This is a genomic window from Nostoc sp., assembly GCF_036917655.1.
Classification (GTDB): Bacteria; Cyanobacteriota; Cyanobacteriia; order Cyanobacteriales; family Nostocaceae; genus Nostoc.
The window spans coordinates 1-17,542 of the sequence record NZ_JBALCY010000003.1; the positions used below are offsets into that span (position 1 = coordinate 1).

The 17,542-nt window shown below is 42.1% G+C and carries 15 protein-coding genes; 8 read left to right on the forward strand and 7 right to left on the reverse strand.

Annotated elements, in window-relative coordinates; translation table 11 throughout:
- The 3 genes from V7K30_RS01570 to gatB all read right to left on the reverse strand — a co-directional run.
- A partial coding sequence (locus tag V7K30_RS01570) for an FG-GAP repeat domain-containing protein (protein WP_334996447.1) occupies positions 1–285 on the reverse strand: 285 nt, incomplete at its 3' end.
- Between the two features lie 400 nt (positions 286–685).
- The gene (gene argJ, locus V7K30_RS01575) at positions 686–1,948 is read right to left on the reverse strand and encodes a bifunctional ornithine acetyltransferase/N-acetylglutamate synthase (protein WP_334996449.1); all 1,263 of its coding nucleotides are present in this window, start codon (positions 1,946–1,948) and stop codon (positions 686–688) included.
- 784 nt (positions 1,949–2,732) lie between these two features.
- The gene (gene gatB / locus V7K30_RS01580; protein ID WP_334996451.1) at positions 2,733–4,208 is read right to left on the reverse strand and encodes an Asp-tRNA(Asn)/Glu-tRNA(Gln) amidotransferase subunit GatB; all 1,476 of its coding nucleotides are present in this window, start codon (positions 4,206–4,208) and stop codon (positions 2,733–2,735) included.
- Positions 4,209–4,339: 131 nt separating this feature from the next.
- On the opposite strand from gatB, the gene V7K30_RS01585 reads away from it, so the two are divergent.
- From V7K30_RS01585 to V7K30_RS01600, 4 genes are all read left to right on the forward strand, one after another.
- Positions 4,340–4,852: a DNA topology modulation protein gene (locus V7K30_RS01585; RefSeq protein WP_334996453.1), complete on the forward strand. Its 513-nt coding sequence runs from the start codon at positions 4,340–4,342 to the stop codon at positions 4,850–4,852.
- Positions 4,853–5,083: 231 nt separating this feature from the next.
- Positions 5,084–5,383 carry a hypothetical protein gene (locus V7K30_RS01590; RefSeq protein WP_334996455.1) on the forward strand — a complete coding sequence of 100 codons (300 nt, stop codon included), beginning with the start codon at positions 5,084–5,086 and terminating at the stop codon, positions 5,381–5,383.
- Positions 5,380–5,889 carry a PIN domain-containing protein gene (locus tag V7K30_RS01595; RefSeq protein WP_334996457.1) on the forward strand — a complete coding sequence of 170 codons (510 nt, stop codon included), beginning with the start codon at positions 5,380–5,382 and terminating at the stop codon, positions 5,887–5,889. Before V7K30_RS01590 ends, V7K30_RS01595 begins: the two co-directional genes overlap by 4 nt.
- Before the next feature lie 430 nt (positions 5,890–6,319).
- Positions 6,320–6,670, forward strand: coding sequence for a hypothetical protein (locus V7K30_RS01600; protein ID WP_334996459.1), 351 nt, complete (start codon positions 6,320–6,322; stop codon positions 6,668–6,670).
- 65 nt (positions 6,671–6,735) lie between these two features.
- On the opposite strand, the gene V7K30_RS01605 is transcribed toward V7K30_RS01600, so the two are convergent.
- A complete protein-coding gene (locus V7K30_RS01605) occupies positions 6,736–7,098 on the reverse strand; it encodes a hypothetical protein (protein WP_334996460.1) in 363 nt (120 codons plus the stop codon).
- A 701-nt stretch (positions 7,099–7,799) separates the two neighbouring features.
- Here V7K30_RS01605 and V7K30_RS01610 point away from each other — a divergent pair.
- From V7K30_RS01610 to V7K30_RS01620, 3 genes are all read left to right on the forward strand, one after another.
- A complete protein-coding gene (locus tag V7K30_RS01610; protein ID WP_196523234.1) occupies positions 7,800–8,036 on the forward strand; it encodes a hypothetical protein in 237 nt (78 codons plus the stop codon).
- Positions 8,037–8,935: 899 nt separating this feature from the next.
- Positions 8,936–13,045 (forward strand): PAS domain S-box protein, encoded by a 4,110-nt coding sequence (locus V7K30_RS01615; protein WP_334996462.1) that lies wholly within the window; start codon positions 8,936–8,938, stop codon positions 13,043–13,045.
- Positions 13,042–14,010 (forward strand): PleD family two-component system response regulator, encoded by a 969-nt coding sequence (locus V7K30_RS01620; RefSeq protein WP_334996464.1) that lies wholly within the window; start codon positions 13,042–13,044, stop codon positions 14,008–14,010. The genes V7K30_RS01615 and V7K30_RS01620 overlap by 4 nt, the downstream gene beginning before the upstream one ends.
- Before the next feature lie 4 nt (positions 14,011–14,014).
- Here V7K30_RS01620 and V7K30_RS01625 read toward each other — a convergent pair whose 3' ends face one another.
- The 3 genes from V7K30_RS01625 to V7K30_RS01635 form a co-directional block, all read right to left on the reverse strand.
- Positions 14,015–15,178 (reverse strand): helix-turn-helix domain-containing protein, encoded by a 1,164-nt coding sequence (locus V7K30_RS01625; protein WP_334996466.1) that lies wholly within the window; start codon positions 15,176–15,178, stop codon positions 14,015–14,017.
- Positions 15,175–15,501: a type II toxin-antitoxin system RelE/ParE family toxin gene (locus tag V7K30_RS01630; RefSeq protein WP_334996468.1), complete on the reverse strand. Its 327-nt coding sequence runs from the start codon at positions 15,499–15,501 to the stop codon at positions 15,175–15,177. The genes V7K30_RS01625 and V7K30_RS01630 overlap by 4 nt, the downstream gene beginning before the upstream one ends.
- Before the next feature lie 89 nt (positions 15,502–15,590).
- Positions 15,591–16,727 (reverse strand): cob(I)yrinic acid a,c-diamide adenosyltransferase, encoded by a 1,137-nt coding sequence (locus V7K30_RS01635; protein WP_334996470.1) that lies wholly within the window; start codon positions 16,725–16,727, stop codon positions 15,591–15,593.
- Positions 16,728–16,963: 236 nt separating this feature from the next.
- On the opposite strand from V7K30_RS01635, the gene fraC reads away from it, so the two are divergent.
- A complete protein-coding gene (gene fraC / locus V7K30_RS01640; protein ID WP_334996472.1) occupies positions 16,964–17,503 on the forward strand; it encodes a filament integrity protein FraC in 540 nt (179 codons plus the stop codon).
- The last annotated feature ends 39 nt before the right edge of the window (positions 17,504–17,542 follow it).

Below are 17,542 nucleotides of genomic sequence, written 5' to 3' on the forward strand. Positions count from 1 at the left end.
AGTAACTTTATCGTTGTTAACAACGATAGCATCAGCCTTGCCATCACCAGTCACATCAGCGAAGTATGTTCCAAGACTGCCGTAGTAAGGATTCTCCGTCCACGACTCATTCGGATTAAAACTAAACCCGTTAGAGCGGCGGACAGTAACTTTATCGTTGTTAACAACGATAGCATCAGCCTTGCCATCACCAGTCACATCAGCGAAGTATGTTCCAAGACTGCCGTAGTAAGGATTCTGTGTCCACGACTCATTCTGAGCAAATTTTGTAAACTGCGCTTGCACGGTAGTTACAAACGTTAACGACAGAAAAACAGCAGCAAACATTGACAACAGAAAAACAGCAGTTAATTTTACACTTTTCTTTTTCATCGGTTATCCATTAAGTAAAAGATACTGGTGAATTCATAAAAAGCTATAGTAAAGATACTGTTAAATGCTGCTGAATATACAGTTTTTTAAGAAATCTACACAACACAATTAGAGGCTGTTTGCACAGGGAAAACTTGTAACTTCTCAATAATTGCTCCCAGATTATACTCTCATGCCTTACCACCCAAGGTCTGGGGATGAAACCGACCTCTGCGTGGGTGGAGAAATCCCTCCAAGTAAGCCGACTTCGGGAAGCAGAAAATCTCAGAAGACAACTTCTTAGAATCCCCCAGCTTCAGCCGTGGGGTAAATGTCAAGTAGTATACTCGGCGTTAATTCTCACGTAGTCGTAACTCAAATCACAACCCCAAGCTTTACCTAAACCATAACCATTGCCCACATTAACGGAGATTAACACTGTATCCTCTTGGAGATAAACACCAGTCGTTGCTTTTTTCAAATAAGCACTCGCTGCTGAACGGTCAAATTGCAGAGGTTGCCCATTTTCTAACATTAAGAAATTCCCTAACTTAATTTGCAGGTTTTCTTGCTCAAAGGGCACACCTGCACGTCCAGCGGCGGCGGCGATGCGTCCCCAGTTGGGATCACGTCCAAAGATTGCAGATTTAACTAAGGATGAACCAGCGATGGTTTTGGCTATTTGTCGGGCTGAGAGTTCATCATGGGCCCCTGTTACTTCCACTTCAATTAGGCAGGTTGCGCCTTCACCATCACGAGCGATCGCTTTGGCTAAATGCTGGCAAACTGCTGTTAACATCGCCTCTAATTTCTCTGCTTCTGCGCCCCATTCTGTAATTGCTGGGGTGCGAGATTGACCATTTGCCAAGGCAATTAAGCTGTCGTTGGTACTGGTATCACCATCCACGGTAATGGAATTAAAGCTTCTATCAGCTGCCCTTGCTAACATTTGCTGCCAAAGGGCTGATGAAACGGCTGCATCACAAGTAACAAATGCCAGCATGGTTGCCATGTTGGGATGAATCATGCCGGAACCTTTGGCAATGCCGCCAATTCGTACCGGGCGTTGGCGCAGCCCGCCTGAGACATCGCCTATAGTTGTCTCTAGGGCAATGGATTTTGTTACCAAGTCTGTAGTGATAATCGCCCCGGCGGCGGCATCTGAGCCTGTTTCTGATAGTGCTGCTACTACCTTGGGAATCCCGCTTCGCAAAGCATCCATCTTAATTCTTTGACCAATCACGCCAGTGGAAGCCAATAACACAGATTCAGATGGGATGTTCAGTGCTTGGCCTATTGCCATAGCAGATTCTAGGGTATCAAGGTAGCCTTGAGTCCCAGTAGCGGCATTTGCTTGCCCAGCGTTGCACAGAATGGCACGAGCGCTATGTTTGGCTTGTAAGCGTTGGCGACAATATTCTACACAGGCAGCTTTAACTTGGCTGGTGGTGAACACACCGGCTGCGATCGCTTCCACCTCTGAGAATATCAAAGCTAAATCTGGCAACCCCGAAGGTTTTAACCCTGCGGTAATTCCCGCCGCCTGATACCCCCTTGGTGCTGTGATGCCACCTGTTATTTTTTGCCAATCTGCCATTATTCTTCCTTACAACTATCAAGTTGGATTCAATTTGTGCTTTGGAAAAGTGCTGAGTTAGGAGTTAGGAGTTAGGAGTTAGGAGTTAGGAGTTAGAAGTTAGGAGTTAGAAGTTAAGAGTTATTATTCTTCCCCTGCTCCCCAATCCCTTTTCTTGTGAGTTTATTTGCTGATGGCAATAATAATGCACTAGTTGGCGATTGGCATAATTGTTTTTACCTTTCTTATGACGAAAGACAAAAGCAAAAAAGGAGAGCCACTTAGGTCACTCTCCAGATCATCAGGGTGCATCTACTTACTACATTTTATCATTTCTTTTCTAAGGGTTAATACTTATTTATTTAAATTATTTCTAATAATATTATCAGGTTATCCGTAAATACCACTAAAATAAAATAAAAAAGAGAGCCACTTAGGCAGCTCTCCAGATCATCAGGGTGCATCTACTTACCACAGCATATCATTTTAGGTATGCGGGTTACTACTAATTTTTATGTGAAGATTCTGTGAAGAAGCACCGGGAAAATACTTACTTGGGGCATTGAGCATTCGGTATTGGGCACTTGTACTGAGCGAACGCGAGTGCGTCTTGTAGAGAAGCCGTAAAGCCTGCGGCATAGCTTCGCTTAAGGCGCAGCCTCTCCAAGAGTTGTATTGGGCATTGGGAAGAGACAAGGAAGATGGGGAAGACAAAGAAGAAACTTGTTCAAGAATTCTCCCTATTCTCCCTTGTCCCCCTGCTTCCCCCGCCCCTTTCACTCAGCAAAGTTCACTTGACAGACTACTAGGCGTTCAGTTTTTTCTCCACCAATTCGTTAGTCAGCTTAGGATCAGCACGTTTGCCTGTCTTTTTCAAAACTTGTCCGACAAAGAAGCCTTTGAGGTTAGTATTACCGTTGCGATACTTTTCTAGTTCTTTGGGATTGGCGGCTATAACTTCATCAACGATCGGTTCCAGTACACTAGGATCGGTGATTAACTCTTGACCGGCAAAGGCTTTCTCAGGAGAAATCCCACTGAGCAAATCTGGCAACTTTTCTTTAGCTTGAGCATTGCTAATTTTGCCCGTTTCAATGCGAGTGATGATATCTGCAAGATTGGTGGGAGTCAGGGCGATTTCAGTAATACTGAGTTTTTGCTTATTGAGGTGGGCTGCGATATCTTGAGTAATCCAGTTTGCAGCAGCTTTGGCATTTGCTCCAGATGCGATCGCAGTTTCAAAATATTCTGCTACTGGATGATCTTCTGTCAACACTCGTGCATCATAAGCCGAAAGCCCCAACTCACTTTCATAATGATGGCGTTTTTGGGCTGGTAATTCTGGTAATTCGCTGCGCCATTGCTCTAATTGGGCATCTGATACCTCAATTGGTGCTAAATCTGGTTCGGGGAAATAGCGGTAATCGCTAGAACCTTCCTTCACTCGCATACTACTTGTGCGTTGAGCACCTTCTTCCCACAGACGAGTTTCTTGGATAATGCTCGCGCCTGCTTCGATGGCGGCAATTTGGCGCTCAATTTCGTAGTCAATCGCCCGTTGGATGGCGCTGAACGAGTTCATGTTTTTAATTTCTACCTTAGTGCCAAACTCCTCTCGTCCCACTGGACGCACGGAAATGTTGACATCGCAGCGCAGAGATCCTTCTTGCATATTGCCGTCACTCACACCGAGATACCGCACAATCCGACGCAACTCTTCGGCATATTCAGCAGCTTCTAGTCCCGAACGCAAGTCAGGTTCCGAGACAATTTCCACTAAAGGTATACCTGCGCGATTGTAGTCTACCAGAGAATAAGAAGAACCGGAGAGGCGATCGCTACCAGCGTGTACCAATTTTCCAGCATCTTCTTCCATGTGCAGACGCGTAATGCCAATGCGTTTGCGAGTAGGATTACCCTCAGCATCTACCAACTCAATTTCTAACCAACCATGTTCAGCGATCGGTAGATCATATTGAGAAATTTGGTAATTTTTGGGTAAATCAGGATAAAAATACTGTTTGCGGTCAAACTTGCTATATCTAGCGATTTGACAATTTAGTGCCAAACCAGCCTTGACGGCGTATTCTAATACTTTTTCATTGAGTACAGGTAAGACCCCAGGTAAACCCATACAAACCGGGTCAATGTTAGTATTTGGGTCAGCACCAAATGCCGTGGAGCTATTAGAGAAAATTTTGGTGTTGGTACTCAGCTGACAATGGGTTTCTAAACCAATAATCGCTTCATACTCAGTTTTTACAGTTGTAGCAGTGGTCATAATATCAATATTGGAGCAATAATCCTTCTAGTGGTACTATTGTAGCGGCGTATTGAGTTGCCCTGAAGACGGTTATTTGGGTGAGCAATGCTTACCCTCTTGAGCTTGTAAAAGGGAGATGCAAACCTAAGGTGAAGAAAATCTTAATCATTGGTTCTGGGGGTGCTGGTAAATCTACCCTAGCCCGCGAACTGGGAACCATCTTAGGCTTAGAAGTGATTCACTTGGATGCTTGGTACTGGAATCCTGGTTGGGTTGAGACTCCAAAAGCTGAATGGCAAAGTATTATCCAAGACCTAACCTTACGAGAATCTTGGATTATGGATGGTAACTATGGCGGTACTCTCGACATTCGTTTATCGGTTGCAGATACGGTAATTTTTTTGGATTTTCCCCGGATTTTATGTTTGTCGCGAGTGATTAAGCGTCGCTTCATATTTGCTGGACAATCCAGACCTGATATGGCATCCGATTGTCCTGAAAGATTGAACTGGGAATTTCTTAAATATGTATGGTCATACCCAATTATTCGTCGTCCAGGAATTATAGAAAAACTTAGTCAATTAACACCAAACCAGCAAGTTATTATTCTCTGCAAACCAACAGAAGTCAGAGATTTTTTACAAAAAAAATCCCACTATTAAGATTTACTCAACTGATTTTTATTAATATTATCTGAAAGAATATAGCGTTTTCTATTCGTATAAGGTACATCATAGATCATGATTCATAATCCTTTCAGATTTCGATTTATACCTCATCTGGCAGTAAAGTGGATATTGCTAGTTATGTAATAACCAATTACCAGTAACCAAGGTTAAACTACTATAATAAAGTATTAAATTGACAAATTATATCAGAGAATAACCAAGATTATGATTGATGTCAAAACAGCAGTGAATGCTGCCTATGAATACATAAAATCCATCCAAGAAATGATGGGTTCTTCATTAACAGATTTGAGACTTGAAGAAGTTGAACTTTCTGAGGATAAAATCTTCTGGTTGATTACTTTAGGGTTTGATATTCCTAAAAAAGCTCCTAAAAGCCGATTGGAAGATTTAATTCCTACCTCTCTTGCTTCTACCTCTGTCTTGTATGAACGAGAATATAAACTTTTTAAAGTAAATTCTCAAACTGGCGAAGTAGAAGCAATGAAAATTAGACAAGTATGAAAGATTTGATTCCTTCCCTTATTCGTCGTTATTGCCAAAAAGGGGTTTTAATTGATACAAATATCCTGCTTCTCTTCTTAATTGGGAGCGTTAATCAAGAACGAATAACTAAATTTAATCGAACCCAGCAATTTCTACCAGAAGATTATGAGCTTCTGCTAGCATTTATTGCAAAATTTCAAAAGCTTGTAACAACTCCGAATATTCTGACAGAAGTTAATAGCCTCGCAAATCAACTTGGTGAACCTGAACGTTCTCAGTGCTTTGCAATATTTGCTCAATTTGCTCAAAATGTTGCTCTTCTGGATGAACACTATGTAAAGAGTTTAGATGCTGTTAATACTGAGAAATTTGTCAAATTCGGACTTACTGACAGTGGAATTCTGACTTTATCTAAAGAGAAGTATCTTGTACTAACTGATGACTTCAAGCTGGCAAATTATCTTCAGAGTGTAGAAGTTGACGTGATTAATTTTAACAATATTCGGATCTTTAACTGGAAGTAAAAATATGAAATTCAACCCTACACCTAAAGCAATACGCTTGGGTTAGTGATAATTAGCCCCAAAGTTACCCCCAACCTACCTACGCTAGTCTGCTTAACAGGGGAAACTCACACACGGCTGACTCTAATTCCCTCATTTTTAACGAGGGTTAGGGAGAATCAAGCCTTTACAATCCGTAAGGTAATTAATTAAATAATTATTAAAAATATATACACCTCTTAATTAATGCCTGAAACTCTTTAATAAGAAATCAAACTGCTAATTAAATATTAGCACTCTCGGCTTGTAAGTGCTAATTTTTGACTGAGGTTTAATGCCTATGATATAGACCAAAACTATACTTTTTCTAGATGCTTTAGTTACTTATCAGGCATTATATTAGAAAAAACTAAAGCTTTCCTGCAAGTAATTTACAACTGGGAGTACTAGCATGAAATACACTTTTGATATTGTCGGAGTATCTCCACTTTTGCAGTTTTTTAATCACCAACAGCAAAATGGGCAAAAACCACCCCACCAAGGCGTGGAATACTTAGGGATGTATACGTGTACACTAGATACGTTTCTAGAATCGGTGGAATCAGTTCCAGTCAAGTGGGGTTGGAATCTAGATCAAGTGGTGGATACCGTGATTCAGTTTTGGTTGAATAACTCAGACAGTATTCGTTATTGGAAAGTACGTTTAAATGATGCTGGTAAGGATAATTTACTAGTCGCAAGATTGGCGGATATAACCGCTTTACAAGCTGAATTTGAATCCCTATTAGATAAGAAGTGGTGAAGATATAGGTAGAATTGAAAAAGAATTCAGGAGCGGAGCAGGAGTTGCTCCGCCTCCAGTCAAAATCAATGCTTTTCTCTATTATTCTCGTTTTCAAGTGCTTTGAGAACTTTGAGATATAAATTTTCTCCTCTTTTCGTCTGAACTTCACCAAATGAAGCATAGTGAGTTAAATTAGGAGCGCCATTTACTTCAATGACCGTATAATCTAGTATTGGTGACGTTATATCACTAGTAAGAATATCCACACCTGCTAATCTTAATTCCATATCTTTTGTAATACTTACTGCTAATTTGTGAAAGTCTGGATGGATATTTTCATTGAAGTCTATTGCCTCGCCTCCAGTCGATAAATTTGCATTGTCTAAAAGATATACTATATTATTTTTGGGTATAACACTATTAAAATTTGGCTTCCGTTTCCGCAAGTTTTTTTTGATTCTATAATCTTCAAAATCTATAATTCCTTTTTTACCATTTTTGATAAAACTTTCCTATTTCTGTTGCATAAGTTCCAAAAGATTAGATTCCTGGGATTAGCTATTTCTTCGCATAATTCTTCACTAAAAAATGTTTTTCCTTCAGTAATACCATTTCACTTTAATAATGATACAAATAACGTTGGTAAGGGCATGGCAATGCCCATTGGTCTCAACTTAAACGCAAACCCCTTTAAAACCTCGTTTCCAGCCAGAGGCTGGAAATGCTCTTCAATTGCGGCTCTGCCGCTAGTCTTGAGGCGGCAGCCCCCCATTAGGCATTCCCAGTCGGAGACTCTTGACGAGGGAATCTATCAAAGCTTTGTCTAGACTGGTTTTTACATTGATGTTCGTTTTACCACTGATACGGTCTTTACTTATGTGTATGCATACAAATCATGCAAACCCAATAATTACCAAACTTTCTGCTTGAGCATTGTTGTATCCTGGAAACAATTGCAAATCAAGGCTTTAAGATTCATAGCAACCTGAAAATTCTAACCTAGTTGGTCTAAAATATAGCGCTAAGTGTTGACAATCTATAAATAATCGAATAACAAGGTGGCAGCAGCATAAAAAAAAGCGTTAGTGCATTCCTACGTAGAAACTAATTAACGCCCTTCATGAAACTTCATACGGATAACATAATTATGCCAGAAAATACGGATAACAAAGCTTCAAAATCAGACAATCAGGCTATTGCTTATAAAGAACGCCTCAATTCTTGGGCGATCGCTCGTCTACTTCCTAATACGCAACGGGAGATTGTTGCTCGCTTCCGCAGTCGTTCTGATGCCGATGGCTATATGCGGCACCTCCCCCAGGAAATACCAAATGCTTCCTACATGGTTGTTTTTGATTGTCAACGCCAAGAAGCTGTCATTTAAAGCATAAGTATAGGCAATAGACCTATCTTGAAAATAGGCAACAGCTTACAAGTGAGAGGAAACAGAGAAAGAGATTTTCGTTCTAAATTGTGCTCGGATAGCGGGCGCTTTGTGCTTACTCTGTTCATGGGCGTCTTTTGCAAAAGAGATTTTTGCACTCTTGTGGTGGAAAGGGAAGGGTTAAGGGGAAAGGAACATTCAATCCCTTTAACTCTTGCTCTTAATCCCCACTACCCTTTTCTTGTGATCATGGGCGTAGATTGCTTAAAAGAGAGATACAGCAAGCCTGCCTCTGGGTGTCTACGCACTTGTGGTAAAGTTAAGGCATGATATAAAGAATTAAAAATGCGATGCCGAATAGGCCGCCCTTAGACATCGCTTACAACTCCAGATTGCAATTCGCGCTTCACTTAAAAATTCTGGATGTTGCCAACAAGCATATAGACCTTTATCCTTGATATTGTACCTTTTCAAATCTGAGTTTCCGACCCACCCTTGCCAATTTACCAAACAGTAAGCGTTTGCGTGTCTATGTTGGTGAGCCAGTAACTTCAAGTTTATTCGCGTCAGCGGCACATTAGCGAACGCGAGTGCGTCTGGTAGAGAAGCCTAGTATGGCACAGCGTAAATCCACCTACCATCTCAATTAACAAGACTTGGCGCTTGAGCAACTGGTTAAAGGTAGACAAACTTCCGGCACAGTGTTACTAGTACAGACAATTTGCTGCTATAAAAAAACGCTAATTATAACCAGAAGTTATTAAAATTTCTGCCAAAATTAGATACAAATATTTTACTTAAAAATCAATTCCGTAATTGCCCCCTTGCTATTGATATTTTAAATTACTTAAAAGTAAAAGTTAGAGCAATAAGCCCTGAAAGTGCTGGAAGGTTAATAAGTGGTCAAACAGCACCGATATGACTGGTTCAAAGCTGTGAAATTTTTCCGCAAACGAGAATTACTAGCGCTATTGCTGGGGATTTTCTTCTTAATCTCTGTAGTCTTACTCTGGCAGAGACTTTTAATCCAAATTCCGGGGTTATCAACACAAGTAGTATTGATTGCGGGGTTCTTGGTTGTTGTCACGCTGATATTATCAATCTATTTTGCCCTGGTGATGAAAGCAAGTAACCAACAGATAACAGCAATAAATCAGGAGTTAAATCACAGGATTTTTGAACAGAAACAGGTAGAAATTGCCCTCCGCGCTAGTGAAAATCATTTGCGACAGTTGCTGGAAACTGTCAAAGTCATCCCTTGGGAATTAGACTTGAAGACTTGGCGATTTATTTACGTTGGGCCGCAAGCGGTAGACTTGCTAAATTATCCGATCGCACTGTGGTATGAGGAAAATTTTTGGGTTAATCATTTACATCCACATGATCGAGAAAGGTCTGTTCGTTTTTGCCAAGAACCAACTGCTAGGTGCGAGAATCACGAATTGGAATACCGGATGTTAGCAGCCGACGGGCGAGTTGTTTGGCTGCGAGACGTTGTTAGCGTAGTTCACCAAGCAGGAACTCCTACCATGCTAAGGGGGTTTATGTTTGATATTACTGATTTGAAGCTGGTTGAAGAAACCTTGAGACTGAGGGAGAGGGCACTTGCTGCTACCAGTAATGGAATTATTATTGCTGATGCTAGACTCCCCTATAATCCGGTTATTTACGTCAACGCTGCGTTTGAGCAAATAACAGGCTACAGTGCTACTGATGTGATTGGGCAAAACTGTCGATTTTTGCAACGCACAGATAGCCAGCAACCAGCACTCAATCAATTGCAATCATCTATTCAAGCTGGAACAAGTTGCAAAGTTATTCTCCGCAACTATCGCAAAGATGGCACTTTGTTTTGGAATGAATTGAGTATTTCTCCGATCCATGACGAAAATGGCAAGTTAAGCCACTTCGTTGGCATTCAGACAGATATTAGCGATCGTAAGCTTGCCGAAGCCAGTCTGCGTCGGCAAGCCCTCACCTTTGAAAACATGCATGATGGCGTAATTATCACAGATTTAACTGGAAATATTATTGACTGCAATCCTGCTGCCGAAAGCATGTTTGGCTATACCAAAGCCGAAATTTTGACTAAACATCCCAGTATTTTGCATCAGCCGGAAGTAGCTGCAATATTAAGCGCCAAAATTCTTGAAAGAATCAATCAGCAAGGACGCTGGTCAGGGGAAATACACTTTATTCGCAAAGATGGCAGTGAGGGAATTTCCGAAACAACTGTAATATCTTTACAGGATGAGCAGGGGCAAACTGTTGCCACTGTTGGCATCAATCACGATATTACCGAAAACAAACGAGCTAAAGAAGCGCTGCAAAGGCAATTGCATCGCACCCTACTACTTGAACAAATTACTCAGGAAATTCGTCAAAGTCTTGATACCAGGAAAATCTTTGAGACGGCTGCTACCCAAATTGGACAAGCATTTGGAGCTGAACGCTGTCTGATTCATTCTTACATTACCAACCCCACACCCCGAATTCCCTTAGTCGCAGAGTATAATATACTACTAAACTCCTGCTCAATGTTGAAATTGGAAGTTCCCATGACTAACAATCCTCATGTTGAGCAGATGATGTCCCAAGAAAGTGCGATCGCTTCTCCAGATGTGTACATTGATCCTTTACTCCAGGTGGTTGAACCTATTTGCCGACGAATTGGGCTGAAGTCTATGCTGGCAATCCGCACCTCCTATCAAGGAGAACCAAATGGTGCGATCGGCTTACATCAGTGCAGCTATTTTCGCCAGTGGACACAAGACGAAATCGAATTACTAGAAGCAGTGGCGGCTCAACTGGGTATTGCTCTAGCACAGGCTAACTTACTGGAACAAGAAACGCGCCAACGTGAAGAACTGACCTTGAAAAACTTTGCCTTGGAGCGGGCAAAACGTCAGGCAGAAGCCGCGAATCGAGCAAAAAGTGAGTTTTTGGCGATGATGAGCCACGAAATTCGGACTCCAATGAATGCTGTTATTGGCATGACTGATCTACTGCTGGATACTGACCTCACGCCTCAACAGCAAGACTTTGTGGAAACAGTTCGCAGTAGCGGAGATGCTTTGCTCACCATCATCAACGATATTCTAGATTTCTCCAAAATTGAGTCGGGCAAACTGGAATTAGAAGAACAGCCTTTTGATTTGAGAGCTTGTGTGGAGCAGGCTATTTCCCTTTTAGCTCCGAAAGCTGCCCAAAAGGATATCGAACTAGCTTACCTGATCCAGCCGCAAGTTCCCATTCAGATCATCGGCGATTTGACTCGTCTGCGCCAAGTCCTGATGAACCTCCTCAACAATGCCATTAAGTTTACTGAAAACGGAGAAGTGGTACTCTCTGTTGAACTGGGGACTGGGGATTTAACTCAAGAAACTTCTTCCCAATCCCTAGTCCCTAGTCCCCTGTCCCCAGTCCAAATTCAATTTGCCATCAAAGATACAGGTATTGGCATCGCACCAGAGAAGATAGAGCGGTTATTTCAACCCTTCACTCAGGCTGATGTCTCCATGACTCGACGATATGGCGGCACAGGGCTGGGACTGGTTATCAGCAAGCGGCTCAGTAAGATGATGGGCGGCACTCTTTGGGTGGAAAGCCAGGGGTTTGTCGGTGGTAATCCTAGCGCTAGATGGAAAAGTGGAAAATTTTCCCAAGGTTCAACATTTTACTTCACCATTACTACCAAAGTGGCTGCTCAGTCAGAACAAGCTGAATTAAGGACTTCGCTAGTACAGCTTGCGTCCAAGCGACTGTTGATTGTGGATGACAATCTGACGAATCGCCAAATTCTCAGCTTGCAAGCAGAGTCTTGGAAGATGGAAACTTATGCTGCCAAATCTGGTAAAGAAGCTTTAGCTGAACTTGCTCAGGGAACGCAGTTTGATATTGCCATTTTAGATATGCAAATGCCGGAAATGGATGGCATAACCCTGGCTCGTCAAATCCGCAAGCAATCTGGTTCTGAAAATCTGCCTTTGGTGATTATGACCTCTTTGGGTAGACGAGAAATTTCCTCTGACTTTAATGATGTCCAGTTTGCTGCTTCTTTGAGTAAACCCATCAAACAGTCTCAACTCTACGATGTTATTACCCGTGTTTTGGGTAATCAGCCAATCCAAGCCAGTATTTCTCATTTTCCCTTGGTTGATCGGCATTTGGCCCATCGACTGCCACTACGGATTCTTCTGGCAGAGGACACAGTTGTCAATCAGAAAGTTGTCTTACTGATGCTACAGAAAATGGGTTATGCGGCAGATGTAGTAACCAATGGGCTAGAAGTGCTCAAGGCTTTGCAAAAACAGCCCTATGACTTAGTGTTGATGGATGTCCATATGCCTGAAATGGATGGGTTAGAAGCAACTCGGAAAATCTGTCAAGAATGGGAAGTGGGTTTTCGTCCTCATATCATCGCCATAACTGCCAATGCAATGCGGGGCGATCGCGAAGTCTGTCTTGCTGCTGGTATGGATAACTACATTAGCAAACCTATTCAGCTTCAAGAGTTAGCTGAGGCACTCAGCAAATGTCCACCCCAAAGAAGTTCTGAATTCACTTCCATAGTAAAACTTGGTAAAGTAGTGTCCAAAGAATTGCAACCTTCACAAAATATCCTCCAGTCAGGGCAAAACCAGACATTAAAAATCGCCAAAATGGATGCCAAAATTCTCCAATCCTTGCGGAATATGGTCAGAGGAGATCGTGTGGTATTTGCTCAACTGATTGAGTGTTATCTTACAGAGACACCTAGACTGGTGCAAGATATTAGCACAGCTATCACAACTCAGGATACTCAGACTATATGGAAGACAGCCCATCAACTCAAGTCCAGCAGTGCCTCTGTTGGAGCGATCGCTCTGGCGCAGCTTTGCAAGGTGTTAGAAGCACAGGGGCGCAGCAGTAAATTAGAAAACAACCTAGAATTGCTTTCACAACTATATCAGGAATATGAACAAGTTAAAACAGCCTTACAAAAAGAACTTGCGAAGGAAGTACCATGAAAGCCAATGCTCAAGAAAGTCAATATTTAGTTCTAATTGTTGATGATGAACCTTTTATCCGCCTGATATTACGACATTTCTTGGAGCGGGAAGGATATCAAATAGCAGAAGCTCAAAATGGTATAGAGGCAATAACAGTTTTTAACCAACTGCACCCCGATATAGTACTCCTTGATGCCATAATGCCGGATATGGATGGGTTCGAGTGTTGCACTGAGTTACAGCGTCTTGATTGTAGCAAGCACACTCCAGTTTTAATGATTACAGGACTTGAAGATCAAGAGTCAGTTGACCGTGCATTTGAAGTGGGGGCAATGGATTATGTTAACAAACCGATTCACTGGCCAGTTTTGCGACAACGGGTAAAACGCTTGATTCAGCAATCTCAGTTACAGCAAAAACTGGAAGCCGTTAATTTGGAATTGCAGCGATTAGTTACTATCGATGGATTAACTCAAGTAGCTAACCGCCGACGGTTTGAAGAGTATTTTAACCAAGAGTGGCAGCGCCTGAAACGCGAGCAACTTCCGCTCTCCCTGATTCTTTGCGATGTTGATTTCTTCAAATTATATAACGATACCTATGGTCATCGGGTAGGCGATCGCTGTCTTCAAGAAATTGCTAAAGCCATCAAAGATATTATTAAACGTCCCGGAGATTTAGTTGCCCGTTATGGTGGGGAAGAATTTGCTGTGATTTTACCTAACACAGACACCGAGGGGGCGACTCATGTTGCCGACAAAATTTGCCATACTGTCCGAACCCTAGCAATTCCTCATAAAAATTCCCAAGTTAGTCCTCATGTAACCATTAGTGTCGGGTTTACGACAGAAATTCCTCAGCCAAATTCTGACTTGGAAGAAATGATTGCCGCAGCAGATCGGGCATTATATCAAGCAAAGGCAGCAGGACGCGATCGCTTTGTGCAAAATATTCTACTACCCAGAAGTAAAAAGTCTCGGTAGTGCGCTAAACTTCACACATTTCTACCCTATTTTCAACGTATCGGTTTATATTATCGTCTGCTTTTTCTATGTCTTGAAAATGCAAACTCACCTTTAAACCATTCATCCAAGAGGGACCAATTAGATGATCGTGTTGCAGCCGACCTACAACAATAGCAGGATGAATACCGATACGTTCTGCAAAATCAATCACATCAGTTTCATATTTGAGCTTTGCTAATTCCCCCTCATACTCAGGTGGGATCAAAAATTCCCGCGACCATTGATCTGCTTCGCCCTCCTGCTCCGATTTCAAACTTTCCCCACTATCCCATTCATCGAGAAAAATGTTTTCCTTATCATGTAGCAAGATATGTGCTGCTTCATGGAAAAAATTAAACCAGAAGCGGTCATTGGTTTTACCGAAAAGTGAAAGTTGAATCAGTGCCTTATGGGGGTTTAACCACCGGGCAACACCACTGACGTGCGCTTTCTTAATTGATGGTACTAATACAAACACAACCCCTGCTTCCAAGCACAACTTTTGCATCTGTAGTTCAAATTCCTCTGGCGGTAACACCGTCAAAGTGCGAATTTCCCGCACCGCCTTTTCAAATTTTGGTTTACTGTACTTGGGAGAGTCTAATTGTTCTGCTCTTATTTCCCCCAATCGTAACCAAGTGGAAATAGCACCAACATCACTTTGCTCTTCGCGTGTACGACGAAAAGCAACTTCCATACCTGCATAATAATTCTGCCAATCTTGCGGCGAGGCAACACCGAAAAATTGCAGTAACTTTTTTACCAAACCAGGCTTATTCTTAGCAATTAAACGCCACTTAGGAATTACACCTTGGTTCATCAATTCTTTGACTGGTAACTGATCTAACCAAGATGTCCACCCCTTTAAGCGGCTTTCTTCTTCTATCCGTGCTAAACCGGCGCGATATTGGGCTTCACGATTAAGCCAAAATGCTGTTGTACTCCCTAAAACTCGTTCTAGCTTCAGGGCTGTTTCTTCATTGATAGGTGCTTTGCCGTTGAGCAGTAGGCTGATATGTTTGGTAGTGTAGCCTAATCGGTCTGCTAACTGTACTTGTGTCCAATCACGCTCTTCTAAGATATCAGCGATGGTATCACCCGGAGGAGATACCCAATCTGGAGCGAATGTTCGGGTTGTCTCAATCATGGTAATCTCCAATTGAATTCAATACAAACAGCAGTAACTTTTGACCAATCAATGCTTCCATCCTGGGTAAGGGGGATGGGGTCGTTATCTGGCTTAAATAAAAGTCGTTTACCACCTTCTAGGTCTACTGCAAATTCACCTGCCCGATCTCCTTTTAAGGGATGGGGACGACCTGCAAATAATTCCTTGACACAGCTAACAGCTTCAAGGTCAGCCAATCGGGCTGTTAATTTCTTGGCACAGTTTGCACCCAATTTTCTTTGCGCTAAGTTTTGTTGTTCGCATAGGTTTTGCAGTTTACCGTCAGCGAAGGTGATTTCCATGCGTTCCTACACTAATATAAGTTTACCATTTTGGTAAACAAATTTCTTATTTTCCTAGAAAATCTAGCATATAAACTAATCAGCAACGCCTAGAAGTCTACGCCTCGTTTAAGTTCCACACCTTGATTGGCATAGTGTTTGTGGCAGTAGACCTCTGAGTGGACGCTAGCCAAGTCGAAGTACGCGGGTGGATTTTGGCAGCGGCCAGTGATAATAATTTCGGTGTCGCGGGGTTTGCGGAGTAAAGCTTGGACAATAGGTTCAACGGGGAGTAGTTCTAAGTCAACGGTGGGATTTAGTTCATCGAGAATAATAGTTTTATACAGACCAGAGGCGATCGCAACCTTAGCTATTTCCCAACCCCGTTCGGCTTCTACGTAGTCTAATTCTTGCCGGGAATTTCGCCAGACGATCGCATCTCGACCGCAGCGCTGATGATCCACCACTTCTGGATATGACTGCTGCAAGGCGGCGATCGCTGCGTCTTCTGTGTAGCCACTACCACCTTTAAGCCACTGCATAATCAACACACGGGTAGACCCTGGATGATTGATTCCCCTACCAATTGCCTGTAAGGCTTTGCCCAAAGCACTAGTAGACTTGCCTTTACCAGCACCAGTATAAATTTCAATCCCTTCAAGCAAGAGGGCTTTGGCTGTTGGGTGGTGATGAGGTTTCATTTCTGAGTGCAAATCTGCAATATCGAGCAACTTTTGCGGTGCGGCGCGTCCGGTAGCAATGATTTCCAACTCTTGGGGTTTGGATTTTAATGTCCGCACCACTTCATCCACCGGTAGCAAACCTAGATCCAGAACGGGGTTAATTTCATCTAAGACGACAACTGAATATAAACCACTGGCGATCGCACCTTTAGCTACATCCCAACCCCGCCCCGCTTCATCTCGGTCAAAGATGGTAATTTCCTCATGTCCAAAAAATTCGGCTCTCCCAGTCCGAACCTGGTCAATTAAATGGGGAAAACCGCGCTGCAAAGCTGCGATCGCTCCATCTTCGTCATAATCACGTTCCGGCCCTTTTAAAAACCGCAGTAGTAAAACCCGGTTAGAATTGCTAGGCGTATTTATCCCCAAGCCAATGGAGCGCAAAACCACCCCCAAAGCCGCTTGAGACTTACCTTTCCCTACGCCATCGTAGACGTGAATTTGACCAATGAGCCGTTCTTGACGCACTTGCGCCGTGCGAATCCCAATACCGTTCCTTGTCATCTCTCGAAAAGCTATAACGTGGCAGTCTTTAATCTTACCTAACGTCTTGTACTCTGATCTTAGAAACTGCCCCTCTTGCGCGACCGTACAAGGGTCAGCTTGATGTATTAACAATATCAATAGAGGAATACTGGCACACCAGCATAGTAAAGGATAACAACAATGGGATAATTTCCCCCATCACCCTCACTATCCCAGTTATACTCTCTACAGTTAACCCTTAGCCTTGATCATTTATGCCTGAAAATTGGATGCTTCCCAGGATTTTTCCCATTGGTGGAATTCTGTTTGACTTTTTATTTGTACTGATTGCCATCCCCATCGAAGCATATGTTTTCCACAAACGACTAAAATTTGACAAAAAATCCAGCACTTTTTATGCTATTTCTATCAATCTGTTTTCTAGTGTAATTGGTTGGTTCATGTTTTTTGTATCAGAACCAATGTTGCCGATACAAGTAAAATCAGAATTAATTAACTATATGTTTTTTAATAATTTTAAATCACCGAACACACAAACTCTAATTATTTTAACTGCCTTTATAATTTTCTTTGCTACTTTTTTGATGAAATATTTCCTATTAAGGGGATTACTACTATTATTAGATGAGCCAATTGCTAAAAAAGAAGAAGAACCTAAAACATTTCAACGACGAAAATTGCATACCTTTAGTAATCTTAGACTACAAAGTGGCAATTTAGTCACTACAACATTAATAGCCAATTCTCTGAGTTATAGTGTGATTACAATTATTTTATTGGTTCGCTCAAAATAGCAAGAATTGACTTGTTTAATCCAGAGGATAATTAGTGAT

Excerpts from the sequence above, each read along its gene's own strand:
- fraC (WP_334996472.1), top strand. The coding sequence starts at position 16,964 with ATGCCTGAAAATTGGATGCTTCCCAGGATTTTTCCCATTGGTGGAATT.
- V7K30_RS01625 (WP_334996466.1), bottom strand. The coding sequence starts at position 15,178 with ATGATTGAGACAACCCGAACATTCGCTCCAGATTGGGTATCTCCTCCG.
- V7K30_RS01635 (WP_334996470.1), bottom strand. The coding sequence starts at position 16,727 with ATGACAAGGAACGGTATTGGGATTCGCACGGCGCAAGTGCGTCAAGAA.
- V7K30_RS01595 (WP_334996457.1), top strand. The coding sequence starts at position 5,380 with ATGAAAGATTTGATTCCTTCCCTTATTCGTCGTTATTGCCAAAAAGGG.
- V7K30_RS01590 (WP_334996455.1), top strand. The coding sequence starts at position 5,084 with ATGATTGATGTCAAAACAGCAGTGAATGCTGCCTATGAATACATAAAA.
- V7K30_RS01630 (WP_334996468.1), bottom strand. The coding sequence starts at position 15,501 with ATGGAAATCACCTTCGCTGACGGTAAACTGCAAAACCTATGCGAACAA.
- argJ (WP_334996449.1), bottom strand. The coding sequence starts at position 1,948 with ATGGCAGATTGGCAAAAAATAACAGGTGGCATCACAGCACCAAGGGGG.
- V7K30_RS01600 (WP_334996459.1), top strand. The coding sequence starts at position 6,320 with ATGAAATACACTTTTGATATTGTCGGAGTATCTCCACTTTTGCAGTTT.
- V7K30_RS01620 (WP_334996464.1), top strand. The coding sequence starts at position 13,042 with ATGAAAGCCAATGCTCAAGAAAGTCAATATTTAGTTCTAATTGTTGAT.
- V7K30_RS01610 (WP_196523234.1), top strand. The coding sequence starts at position 7,800 with ATGCCAGAAAATACGGATAACAAAGCTTCAAAATCAGACAATCAGGCT.
- gatB (WP_334996451.1), bottom strand. The coding sequence starts at position 4,208 with ATGACCACTGCTACAACTGTAAAAACTGAGTATGAAGCGATTATTGGT.